Here is an 11,716-nt window from a genome sequence, read left to right on the forward strand (position 1 = left end):
GAATCAGAACAACTTTCGCGGTTGCCTGCCCCAGAGGGGCGCGGGCGCTATCGCTCTTACCGAAAGGAGAACGGAAATGAATCGCCTCTTTTTTATCATCGGCGCAGGGATGGGTACGCCGGACACGTTGACCGGTGAAGCCCGCCGCGCGCTGGATGCGGCGGATGCCGTGCTTGCCACGCATCGGCTTGCGTCCATCGGGCCGGAGACGGAGATTTGTCCGTTTACCGAACTCGCCGCGCGCGCGGTGGGGGCAAATGGACAAACGGTCGCGGTGCTGGTTTCGGGCGACGTGGGCTTTTTCAGCGCGGCGGCGCGGCTGAGGGAGCAGCTTGCACCGCACGGGGACGTTCGGCTGGTGTGCGGCCTGTCCAGTCTGCAATATTTTTGTGCAAAACTGGGTGTTTCCTATGACGATGTGTGCGTGCGCAGCCTGCACGGGCGCGCGGGTAGCATTCTCGGTGCGGTCAGCTATCACAAAAAGGTGTTTGTGCTGACCGGCGGGGCGCAGAACGCGCAGACCGTGTGCCGGACGCTTGTGGATGCGGGACTCGGCGGGCTGACCGTCCATCTGGGAGAAAATCTTGGTATGGAGAGCGAGCGTGTGCAGACTGCGACGGCAGAAGTACTTGCCGCGCAGCCTTGCGGTGACCTCGCCGTGCTGCTGATTGCGCATCCCGGTGCGGTAAACGCGGCCGAACCCCTGCGTGACAGCATGTTTATGCGGGCTAAGGTACCCATGACCAAGGAGGAAGTGCGCTGGACGGCGTGCGCACGGCTGGCCGTGCAGCCGGACAACACGGTTTGGGATGTGGGCGCGGGAACGGGCGCGATGACGCTCGAGCTTGCCCGCCGCGCGTGCGACGGCATGGTATACGCGGTCGAGCGGGACGCAGACGCGCTGGCACTGCTGGAAGAAAACCGTCGCAAGCTGGGCGGATATAACGTGCAAGTGATAGCAGGACGCGCCCCCGAAGCGCTGGAGGCGTTGCCCGCGCCGGACTGTGTGTTCGTCGGTGGCAGCGGCGGCGCAATGCGGCGCATTCTGGAGCTGGCTAGGAGCAAAAATCCTGACGTGCGCGTGGTTGTGACTGCAATTGCGCTGGAAACGCTGGAAGAGACGCGGCACGCGCTCCTTGACCTCGGCTTTGCGGGTGTCGAAGTGTCCCAGCTGGCCGCGTCGCGCGGGCGCGCCGTCGGGCCGTATACTATGATGACCGCGCTCAACCCGGTATTCATTCTGTCGGGAGGGGGAAAAGATGCAGAATAATGCGCCCCGCCTGCTGCTGGCGGGCACCGGCTCGGGCTGCGGCAAGACGACGGTCACGACCGCGCTGCTGCGTGCTTTGCAGCGCCGCGGTGTGCCGCTTGCGGCCTTCAAGTGCGGGCCGGATTACATCGACCCGATGTTCCATACCGAGGCGCTCGGCATTCCCAGCCGCAACCTCGATTTATTTTTCGTGGATGAGGGCGAGGTGCGCGGACAACTGGCGCGTCACATCCCGACGGGCGGCATCGGCATCATCGAGGGTGTGATGGGCTTTTACGACGGTGTTTCCGGCACGACCGACACGGCTTCGGCGGCGCATGTCGCGCGCGCGGCCGATACGCCTGCCGTGCTGATTGTCCGTCCGCGCGGGCAGTCGCTGTCGCTCGCGGCGGAAATCAAAGGGTTTCGGGATTTTGCGCCGAACACGCTTGCCGGGGTGATTCTCAACGGCGTAACCGCGGCAATGTACCCGTTTTATCGGGCAATCGCGGAAAAAGCGGGCCTGCCGGTTTACGGTTTTTTGCCGCCGGTACCGGATGCGGAAATCCCCGACCGACACCTCGGCCTTGTGACTGCGGCGGAAATCGGAGACTTGCAGCAAAGACTCGACCGGCTGGCCGATGCGGCTATGGAAGGGCTGGACCTTGACGGTCTGCTGGCGCTCGCGTGTACTGCGCCGCCGCTTGCGGACGAGACTGCGCCGGTGGCGCCAGTGGCGGACAAGCCGGTGCGTATCGCGGTCGCGCAGGACCGCGCGTTCTGTTTTTACTATGCGGATAACTTTGACGTGCTGCGGGCGCTCGGCGCGGAGCTGGTGCCGTTTTCCCCGCTTGCAGACGAGAAACTGCCGGACGGAATCGACGGCTTATATCTCGGCGGGGGATATCCCGAACTGCACGCGGCGCGTCTGGCGGCAAACCGCACAATGTGCGAAAGCATCCGTGCCGCCGTGCGCGGCGGCCTGCCGACGATTGCGGAATGCGGCGGCTTTCTCTATCTGCACCGCACGCTGGACGGGACGGAAATGGCCGGTGTCATCGATGCGGATGCGCATTTGACCAAAAAGCTACAGCCCTTCGGCTATGTGACGCTGACCGCGCGGCGGGATAACCTGCTGTGCCGCGCAGGGGAGCAGATGCGCGCGCATGTGTTTCATTATGCGGTGTCGAGCGATGAGGGCGCGGATTTTGACGCGGTCAAGCCGAACGGCCGCGCATGGGCGTGCGTCCACGCGACGGAAACGCTCTATGCGGGCTTTCCGCACCTGTATTTTCGTGCAAACCCGGCGTTTGCCGCGCAGTTCGTGCGCCGCTCGGCGCAGAAAGGATGAAGAACATGGATTTGCAGCAGGGGATTGCAGCGGTGCGCCCGCTGTGCGAGGACAGCCGCGCGCAGGCGGCGCAGCGTTTTTCCGATATTGCGATGCCGCTGGGCAGTCTGGGGCTGTTGCAGGATGCAGTCGCGCAGATTGCCGCCATCCGGCGCACGCCGCGTCCCTCGATTGCCAAGCGCGCGGTTGTGATGTTCTGCGCGGATAACGGCGTGGTCGCGCAAGGCGTGACCCAGTGCGGGCAGGAGGTCACCGCGACCGTGACCGAAAACATGGGACGCGGCCAGTCGGCGGTTTGCCTGATGGCGCGTCATATCGGGATGGACAGCTTTCCGGTGGATATCGGCGTGGCGCGCGACGTGTACGGTGAAAGGATTTTGCACCGCAAAATCCGGTACGGCACGGCGGATATGACAAAGGAGGCCGCTATGACGCGGGCGGAGGCCGTGCGGGCCGTTGAAACGGGGATAGAGCTGGCACAGTGGTGCGCCGCGCAAGGGTATGACCTGCTGTGCGGCGGCGAAATGGGCATCGGCAACACGACGACGAGTGCCGCCGTGACCGCTGTACTGACCGGCGCGGACGTGGAAACCGTGACCGGCCGCGGCGCGGGCCTGTCCTCGGAAGGGCTGGAACGCAAGGTGCATGCGATTCAAACCGCACTGGCGCTGCATCGGCCCGACCCGAGCGATCCGCTCGACGTGCTGCACAAGGTCGGCGGGCTGGATATCGCGGGACTGGCCGGATTATACCTCGGCGCGGCGGCTTGCGGTCTGCCTGTCGTGCTCGACGGCGTCATTTCCTGTACGGCGGCGCTCGTCGCGGTGCGGTTGTGTCCCGAAGTGCGGGGATATCTGCTTGCAGGACATCGTTCGGAGGAACCGGCAGGCGCGCTGCTGCTGCGCGAACTGGAGCTTCAGCCGTTTATCACGGCGGGTATGCGGCTGGGTGAAGGTACAGGCGCGGTTGCGGCGGTCAGCCTGCTTGATTTGGTGTTTGCGGCCTATGACGGTATGCCGCGTTTTGACGAAGTGGGGATAGAAGCCTATCAACCGCTCGTATAGAAAGCATAAGTGGGAGGTCGTGCGCAAAATATGCTGATTTTGGTGACTGGTGGTGCGGCGAGTGGGAAATCCGCGCATGCGGAGCGCTTGCTGTGCGAGTGTGTGCCGTCCTCCCGGTTGTATCTGGCGACCATGCAGCCCTTTGGCGCGGCGGCACAGGCGCGCATTGCGCGGCACCGCGCGCTGCGGGAGGGAAAGGGGTTTGAGACGGTCGAGTGTCCGCTGGGCCTGCAAAATCTATCGCTTTCCCAGCGGTATGACGGGATTCTGCTCGAGGATTTGGGCAATCTGCTGGCAAATGAAATCTTTGCGCCCGATGGCGCGGGCGACGCGGCGTTCGGCAGCATCCTTGCAGCGATAGCGCATCTGCAAGACTGCTGCGAAACGCTGGTCGTGGTGACGGATGAAATCTTTTCCGACGGCGTTGACTATCCGCCGGAAACGGCGCAATATACCCGCGACCTCGCGGCACTGAATTGCGCGCTTGCCGCGCGGGCGGATGCAGTTTATGAGTCGGTCTGCGGCATTCTGCTGCCGCTGAAAGGGGAGAAAAACGCATGAAAAGCGCGTGGAGCGGCCTTCTGGTCGCATTTTCCATGTACTCGGTCGTACCCGTGCCGCAGGTGCAGTGGGAAAAACGCACAATGCGCTGGGCGCTGGGCTTTTTGCCGCTGGTCGGCGTGCTGATTGGCGCGCTTGAGTGGCTGTGGTTCGCGTTCTGCGCGCATTTTGCCGCGGACGGCCTGTTCTACGCGGTCGGGGCGGCGCTGCTGCCGCTGTTTGTGTCGGGCGGCATCCATCTGGACGGACTGTGCGATACCTGCGACGCGCTCTGCTCCTACGGCGACCGGGAAAAGCGGCTGGCGATTTTGAAAGACCCGCACGTCGGCGCGTTCGGTCCGATGTGGCTGATTGCCTTTTTGCTGGCCGAAACCGGCTGCTTTGCGCAGGTGTACCGCGCGCCCGCGTTGCTGCCGCTGGCGCTTGTCGGTTTTGCACTTGCGCGCACACTGGGCGGCTGCAAGGTCGTACTCACGCCTTGCGCGAAGGATTCCGGCCTTGCGCACTTGTTCGCGGAGAACAGCGACAAAAAAGCGGTCGCCATCGCGTTGATGCTGGAGTTTGTGCTCTATCTGACCGCAGCCGGACTGCTGCTGTATGCCGTGCCGCACGGTTTGACGGCAGGCAAGGTGCTCGTCATCGTGCTGCTGGTGTGGTATGGCGTGCATGAACAGCTGGCCCGCTGTATTTTCGGCGGCATCACGGGCGACCTGGCCGGATTTTTCATTTCGGTATCCGAGGTTTTGGCGCTCGCTTGCGCCGCGTTTGGAGGGTTAATGTTATGACGGTACTCATTGTCGGCGGGGCGCATCAGGGCAAGGCCGCGCTTGCGCGCACACGGTATCCCGCGCTGCCGCTTGCGGAAAATCTGCATGTGCGCGTGCGGGAGCAGCTTGCCGCCGGGCGCGACCCGATGGCGCTGCTGGATTCTTTATGCGGCCACGCGGTCACCTGCGACGAAGTCGGCTGCGGCGTGGTGCCGATTGACCGCGCAGACGAAGCCTATCGTGAGGCGGTCGGTCGGCTGTGCTGCGCGCTGGCAGAGCAGGCGGACGCAGTCGTGCGCGTGACGGCGGGCATCCCGCAATATATCAAAGGAGACAAACCATGTACCTGACCTGTGCCGTGCTGCTCGGCTTTCTGCTTGATAGTCTGCTGGGCGACCCGAACACCGCTTTGCATCCCGCCTGCCTGATTGGGCGGCTGGTGTCGCTCACTGAAAAAATCCTGCGGCGCGTGTTCCCCAAGACGAAAGGCGGCGAGACCGCCGCTGGTGTCCTGTTGTGGCTGATGGTGTGCGGCGTCAGCTTTGCCGTACCGTTTTTCGCGCTGCGCTGGCTGCGCGGACAGAACTTCTGGCTGGGCTTTGCAGCCGAAACGCTGCTTTGCTGGCTGATTCTGGCGCGAAAATGTCTTGCCGATGCGGGTAAGACGGTATACTGCGCGCTGGGGCAGTCGCTGGACGACGGACGCAAGGCGGTGGCGATGTATGTCGGCCGCGATACCGGAGAACTGGATGAGGCAGGCGTCATCAAAGCCGCGGTGGAGACGGTTGCGGAGAACACGACCGACGGCGTGGTCGCGCCGCTCATCTTCCTGCTCATCGGCGGCGCGCCGCTGGGGCTGCTGTACAAAGCGGTCAACACGCTCGACTCGATGGTCGGCTACCACAACGAAAAATACGAGTATTTCGGCAAGTTTTCCGCCCGTATGGACGATGTTTTCAACTTTATTCCCGCGCGGTTGGCTGCCGTCTGCCTGATTGCGGCGGCGGGTATGCTGGGGCTTGACAACCGCAACGCGCTGCGCATTTGCCGGCGCGACCGCAATGGTCACAAAAGCCCGAACGCCGGGCAGACCGAGTCCGCGTGCGCGGGCGCGCTGCATATCCAGCTTGGCGGGGATGCAAGCTACTTTGGAAAAACAATCAAAAAAGCGTCGTTCGGCAACCCGGACCGTGTGGTGCGGCGCACGGATATCTTGCAGACCTGCGATTTGATGAGTATGGCGAGTGTACTGGCGCTTGTGCTGTGCGCGGTAGTGCGTCTGATGCCGGTCTGGTCGCCGCTTGGATAAAAAGGAGGAACCCCATGCCCGAATATGTACACGGCGGCGACGTGTATTCCTACACTGCGCGCTTTGGGGGCGCGCCGGTGGACTTATCAGCCAATATCAACCCTTACGGCATTCCGGAGCGCGTCAAGCAGGCGATGCTGGACGCGATTGACGCCTGCACACAGTACCCTGACCCGTTCTGCCGCACGGCGCGGCAGGAGATAGGCGCGGCAGAGGGCATCGACCCCGACCGCATTTACTGCGGCAGCGGTGCGGCGGATGTGCTCGACCGGCTGGCGGCTGTTCTGCGTCCCAAAACCGCGCTGCTGCTCGCGCCGACCTTTGCGGAGTATGAGCGCACACTCGAGGGCGCGCAAATTCGCTTTCACACACTGCGCTCGGACGAGGGTTTTGCGGTTACCAAACGAATTTTGCAGGATATCACACCTGAAATGGACGCGGTCTACCTGTGCAACCCCAACAACCCGACCGGACGCACGATTGCCCCCGTACTGCTGCAGAAGATTGCTGCTCGGTGCGCGCAAGCAGGCGCGCGGCTGATGGTAGACGAGTGCTTTCTCGATTTTGTGCAGGGCGGCAAGACGCTTGCGCCTTATCTGGATGCATTTCCGTCGCTTGTGCTGCTGCGGGCGTATACCAAGATGTACGCTGTGCCGGGTGTGCGCTTTGGCTGGTGCATGACGGCGGATGCGGCGCTCATCGAGGGCTTGTACCGCGCGGGGCAGCCGTGGAACGTGTCGGTCATCGCGCAGGCATGCGCGGTGGCGTGCGCGCAGGAGCATGGTTTTGCGCAGGAGAGCACCGTGCGGATTGCGGGCGAACGGGCGTATCTGACAGAACAGCTTGCTGTGCGCGGACTGCGGGTCTGTCCGGGCGAAGCAAATTTCCTGTTGTTCCGCGCGCAAGACGCGGATTTGCAGGAAAAACTCGCGCGGCGCGGCATTCTGATACGCGACTGCGCAAATTACCGTGGCCTGACGCGTGGCTATTACCGCACGGCGGTCAAGACGCGAAAAGAAAGCGACGCGCTGCTCGCGGCGCTCGATGAAATCCAAAAGGAGGAAAGTTGATGGCGCGGTGCATCATGGTGCAGGGCACTTGCTCGAACGCGGGCAAAAGCCTGTTGTGCGCGGCGCTGTGCCGCATTTTCCGGCAGGATGGCTGGCGCGTCGCGCCGTTTAAGGCGCAGAATATGGCGCTCAACTCATTTATCACGGCCAATGGCGGCGAAATGGGCCGGGCGCAGGTCGTGCAGGCCGAAGCTGCGGGCGTTGCGCCCGATGTGCGCATGAACCCGATTCTGCTCAAGCCCACGAGCGACGTTGGCTCGCAGGTCATTGTGATGGGACAGGCGCGCGGCAACCGCACCGCGCGCGAATACTGGGGCGATAAAAGGGCGCTGCTGCCGGTGGTCAAGCAGGCGTATGACAGCTTAGCGGCTGAGTACGACATTATCGTCATTGAGGGCGCGGGCAGTCCGGCGGAAATCAACCTGAAGCAGGACGATATCGTCAATATGGGGCTGGCAAAGCTGGTGGACGCGCCCGTGCTGCTGGTGGGCGATATTGACCGAGGCGGCGTGTTCGCCTCGCTTTACGGTACGGTAAAGCTGCTGGAGCCGGACGAACAGGCGCGCATCCGTGCGCTCATCATTAACAAATTCCGCGGCGATGTGGAGATTTTGCGTCCCGGTTTGGCGCAGCTCGAAGAACTGACCGGCAAGCCGGTCGCGGGCGTGGTGCCATATGGACGGTTCGATATCGATGACGAGGACAGCTTATCCGAGCGGCTGAACGGCGACGCGCGCGGCGCGGCGGTGCGCATTGCGGTTGTGCGGCTGCCGCGGCTCTCGAATTTCACAGACTTTGCCGCGTTGGGCCGCGTGCCCGGCGTGGGTGTCTATTACGCGGACAAGCCCGCGCAGCTGGAAGGGGCGGATATGATTGTCTTGCCCGGCACGAAAGCGACGCTTGCCGATCTCAAATGGCTGCGTGAGAGCGGCATGGAGGCACAGATGCTCAAGCAGCACGCGGCGGGTATACCCGTGTTTGGCGTGTGCGGCGGGTTTCAGATGCTCGGGCGCACGGTGTCCGACCCGGAGAACACCGAGGGCGGCGGCAGTCTGCGCGGGCTTGGGCTGTTGCCCGTCGATACGGTGTTCCGTCCGCGCAAGACCACGGTGCAGGCGCGCGGCGTAGTGGAATGCCTGTCCGGCATGCTGGAAGGTTTATCCGGCGCGGCGGTCGAGGGCTATGAGATTCACATGGGTGAAACCGTGCGCGACACGGAGGCATTGCCGTTTGCCGTGCTCACCCGTGCGGACGGCACAACGGTTTCGGATGGTTGTCAGGCGGAAAACGTCTACGGCACTTATCTGCACGGCGTGTTCGATGCGCCGGGGGTCGCGCTGGGACTGGCGCAGGCGCTCGCCGCGCACAAGGGTGTGTCGCTGGAAGACGCGGTTTGCGACACCGCGCAATATAGGGAACAGGAATACGACCGTTTGGCGGATACCGTCCGGCAGACGCTCGACATGGATTTGATTTACCGGATTCTGGAGGGAAACGCATGAACAGTAAGGCTTGTGTGCATTTATATTGCGGTGAAGGCAAAGGGAAAACGACCGCGGCAATTGGTCTGGCGGTGCGGTTTGCGGGACGCGGCGGCAAGGTGGTGCTGGCGCAGTTTTTGAAGGATGGCACGTCGGGCGAATGCCGCGCGCTGGCAAAATTGGAAACCATAACTATGCTTGCGGCCAATCCGGTGCGCAAATTCTCCTTCCAGATGACGGACGACGAGAAAAAGCAAACAGCGGACGCGATACAGCGCACCTTCGCCGCTGCGACCGGCTACGCTGTGCGCGAGGGCGCGGGGCTGCTCATCCTCGACGAAGTGTGCGCCGCTATCTCCTGCGGTTTTCTGGACGAGCAGACTGTGCTGGATTTTCTGGACGGCCGTCCGGACACGCTTGAGGTTGTGCTGACCGGACGAAATCCGTCCGAAGGCTTGCAGCAGCGCGCGGATTATATCACGGAAATGGTTAAACACCGCCATCCCTTTGACGATGGCGTGGCCGCAAGGGAGGGCATCGAATGGTAAACGGACGCATGGCGCCTGCCGAGATAGAAAAGCGCAGCTTCGAGATTATCACTGCCGAACTGGGTGAACGAACCTTTGCGCCGGGTGTTGCGGAAGTGGTCAAACGCGTCATCCATACGACGGCGGATTTTGACTATGCCGACAATCTGTGCTTTTCGGAAAACGCAGTCGAACAGGCGAAAAAGGCACTTTCGGCGGGTGCAACGGTCGTAACCGATACCAATATGGCGCTGGCGGGCATCAGCAAGGCGACGCTGGCCAAACTCGGCGGACGCGCGCTCTGCCTGATGGCGGACGAGCAGGTCGCGCATGAGGCAAAAGCGCGCGGCGTGACGCGCGCGACGGTTTCGATGGAGCACGCGGCGAAGCGGAACGGGCCGCTTATCTTTGCCGTCGGCAATGCCCCGACCGCGCTCATCCGTCTGCATGAGCTGATAGAGGAGGATGCGGTGCAGCCTGCGCTTGTCATCGGCGTGCCGGTTGGCTTTGTCAACGTGGTCGAGGCCAAGGAGCTGTTTCTCGGCGGAAACACGCCGTATATTATCGCGCGCGGGCGCAAGGGCGGCTCGAACGTCGCCGCGGCTATCGTCAACGCGCTGCTGTACCAGCTGGTCAAGCGGGAGGGATTCTGATATGGGTAAAAAAGCGCTGATGGTCGTCAGCTTTGGCACCAGCATGCCGCAGGCGCGGTGCGCAATCGAGAAAATCGAGGAACGGCTGCACAAGGCGTTCCCGGACCATGACTTTTTCCGCGCGTTTACCTCGCGCATGGTTGCCCGCAAAATCGAGCGGGAGGAGGGGGTGCACATCCCTGCTCCGGAGGAGTTGATGGAGCGCTTGGCAGCCGAAGGATATGAGGAAGTACGCTGCCAGAGCCTGCATGTCATTTTCGGGCAGGAGTATGAAAAGCTGCTTGCGCAGCTGCGTCCGTATCGCGGGCGGTTTGCACGGCTGCTGATTGGCCGGCCGCTTTTATGGGACACCGAGGACTATCTGCGGCTGACGCGGGCGCTTTTGGCCGAAATGCCGCGCCTTGCGGAGGATGAGGCATTTGTGTTTATGGGACACGGCACCGAGCATCCGGCGAATGCCGCGTATGCGCTGGTTGAGAACTGCTTCCGGTATCACCGCGCTGAACGGGTGTATGTCGGTACGGTCGAGGGCTTCCCGCATTTGGATTATGTGCTCGCGCGGCTGGACGCGCATGAGGTCACACATGTGCATCTCGCGCCGCTGATGATTGTGGCGGGCGACCATGCCCATAATGACCTTGCGGGTGCGGAAGAGGACAGCTGGAAGAGCCGTCTGGAGAGCGAGGGCTATACGGTCGAAACCCATCTGCGCGGGCTGGGCGAGCTGGACGCGGTCGGGGAGATTTTTGCCGACCATTGCCGCGCCGCGGAAACATTGGAATAATGCGGAAAAAGAGCGGTTCCTGTTGCGGATGGATGCAGCAGGAGCCGTTTCACTTATGCCTCGGCATGGGGGCGTAAGGGATAAGCCAAGATTGTGCAAAAAAACCGCAATTGCGTTCAAGAAAATAGACGGCCAGAATGGTATGATAATGCCAGAAACCAAAACCGGCGCGCGGGACAGAAGTGTCTGCAACGCGAAACGGCGGAAAGGAAAAGGGGCAATCGAAATGAGCATTTTAAGCGAAATCAGTTCCTGGCTTCAGCAGGGCCGTGCGCCGAAGGTGAAGGCCAGTGTCCAGCAAGCGCTGGACGAGGGAATTCCGGCCGGAGAAATTCTCGAGCAGGGGCTTTTGGATGGTATGAATGTGATCGGGCAAAAGTTCAAGAATAATGAGGTATTTGTGCCCGAGGTGCTGATTGCGGCGCGTGCCATGACAAAGGGCGTTGAGGTCCTCCGACCGTATCTTGTGGCGGACGGCGTAGAGGAAAAAGGCACGGTTGTTATCGGCACAGTCAAGGGCGATTTGCATGATATCGGCAAGAACCTTGTGCGCATGATGATGGAAGGCAAGGGGCTTAAGGTTATTGATCTGGGCGTGGATGTGCCGGCAGAGCGGTTTCTTGATGCCGCGCGCGAGAATGATGCAAAGATCATCGCCTGTTCGGCGCTGCTGACCACTACCATGGGCGAAATGCGCAGCGTGGTCGAGGCAGTGGAGGCATCCGAGCTGAGGGATAAGGTCAAGGTGATGATTGGCGGCGCACCGATTACCCAGGCCTTTTGCGACCAGATTGGCGCAGACAACTATACGCCGGATGCCGCTTCCGCAGCTGAGGTAGCGCTGTCGCTGTGCATGGCGTAAAGACTTATCAAAAAACCGTCCGGGATACCGGACGGTTT

At 62.1% G+C, this 11,716-nt stretch carries 13 protein-coding genes; all 13 read left to right on the plus strand.

What is annotated here, in order from left to right:
- Window positions 1-76 precede the first annotated feature (76 nt).
- Window positions 77-1,270 carry a precorrin-6y C5,15-methyltransferase (decarboxylating) subunit CbiE gene (gene cbiE / locus ACESSO_RS07000; RefSeq protein WP_373164338.1) on the plus strand — a complete coding sequence of 398 codons (1,194 nt, stop codon included), beginning with the start codon at window positions 77-79 and terminating at the stop codon, window positions 1,268-1,270.
- A complete protein-coding gene (locus ACESSO_RS07005; RefSeq protein WP_373164339.1) occupies window positions 1,260-2,600 on the plus strand; it encodes a cobyrinate a,c-diamide synthase in 1,341 nt (446 codons plus the stop codon). Before cbiE ends, ACESSO_RS07005 begins: the two co-directional genes overlap by 11 nt.
- A 5-nt stretch (window positions 2,601-2,605) precedes the next feature.
- The gene (cobT, locus tag ACESSO_RS07010) at window positions 2,606-3,664 is read left to right on the plus strand and encodes a nicotinate-nucleotide--dimethylbenzimidazole phosphoribosyltransferase (protein ID WP_373164340.1); all 1,059 of its coding nucleotides are present in this window, start codon (window positions 2,606-2,608) and stop codon (window positions 3,662-3,664) included.
- Window positions 3,665-3,694: 30 nt separating this feature from the next.
- Window positions 3,695-4,225 (plus strand): bifunctional adenosylcobinamide kinase/adenosylcobinamide-phosphate guanylyltransferase, encoded by a 531-nt coding sequence (locus ACESSO_RS07015; protein WP_373164342.1) that lies wholly within the window; start codon window positions 3,695-3,697, stop codon window positions 4,223-4,225.
- Window positions 4,222-5,010, plus strand: coding sequence for an adenosylcobinamide-GDP ribazoletransferase (locus tag ACESSO_RS07020; protein WP_373164343.1), 789 nt, complete (start codon window positions 4,222-4,224; stop codon window positions 5,008-5,010). Before ACESSO_RS07015 ends, ACESSO_RS07020 begins: the two co-directional genes overlap by 4 nt.
- On the plus strand, window positions 5,007-5,342 hold the full coding sequence (locus ACESSO_RS07025) for a bifunctional adenosylcobinamide kinase/adenosylcobinamide-phosphate guanylyltransferase (RefSeq protein WP_373164344.1): 336 nt from the start codon (window positions 5,007-5,009) through the stop codon (window positions 5,340-5,342). The genes ACESSO_RS07020 and ACESSO_RS07025 overlap by 4 nt, the downstream gene beginning before the upstream one ends.
- Entirely contained in the window at window positions 5,333-6,301 is a 969-nt protein-coding gene (gene cbiB / locus ACESSO_RS07030; protein ID WP_373164345.1) for an adenosylcobinamide-phosphate synthase CbiB, read from the plus strand. Before ACESSO_RS07025 ends, cbiB begins: the two co-directional genes overlap by 10 nt.
- 14 nt (window positions 6,302-6,315) lie before the next feature.
- Window positions 6,316-7,371: a histidinol-phosphate transaminase gene (locus tag ACESSO_RS07035; RefSeq protein WP_373164346.1), complete on the plus strand. Its 1,056-nt coding sequence runs from the start codon at window positions 6,316-6,318 to the stop codon at window positions 7,369-7,371.
- Window positions 7,371-8,873, plus strand: coding sequence for a cobyric acid synthase (locus ACESSO_RS07040; protein WP_373164347.1), 1,503 nt, complete (start codon window positions 7,371-7,373; stop codon window positions 8,871-8,873). Before ACESSO_RS07035 ends, ACESSO_RS07040 begins: the two co-directional genes overlap by 1 nt.
- Complete coding sequence (locus tag ACESSO_RS07045; RefSeq protein WP_373164348.1) at window positions 8,870-9,400, plus strand: cob(I)yrinic acid a,c-diamide adenosyltransferase; 531 nt, start codon at window positions 8,870-8,872, stop codon at window positions 9,398-9,400. The genes ACESSO_RS07040 and ACESSO_RS07045 overlap by 4 nt, the downstream gene beginning before the upstream one ends.
- The gene (locus ACESSO_RS07050) at window positions 9,394-10,032 is read left to right on the plus strand and encodes a precorrin-8X methylmutase (protein ID WP_373164349.1); all 639 of its coding nucleotides are present in this window, start codon (window positions 9,394-9,396) and stop codon (window positions 10,030-10,032) included. The genes ACESSO_RS07045 and ACESSO_RS07050 overlap by 7 nt, the downstream gene beginning before the upstream one ends.
- Window position 10,033: 1 nt before the next feature.
- Window positions 10,034-10,816, plus strand: coding sequence for a sirohydrochlorin cobaltochelatase (locus ACESSO_RS07055; RefSeq protein ID WP_373164350.1), 783 nt, complete (start codon window positions 10,034-10,036; stop codon window positions 10,814-10,816).
- Between the two features lie 226 nt (window positions 10,817-11,042).
- The gene (locus ACESSO_RS07060) at window positions 11,043-11,678 is read left to right on the plus strand and encodes a corrinoid protein (RefSeq protein WP_373164352.1); all 636 of its coding nucleotides are present in this window, start codon (window positions 11,043-11,045) and stop codon (window positions 11,676-11,678) included.
- The last annotated feature ends 38 nt before the right edge of the window (window positions 11,679-11,716 follow it).

This window comes from Agathobaculum sp. Marseille-P7918, assembly GCF_964248325.1.
Lineage (GTDB): Bacteria > Bacillota > Clostridia > Oscillospirales > Butyricicoccaceae > Agathobaculum.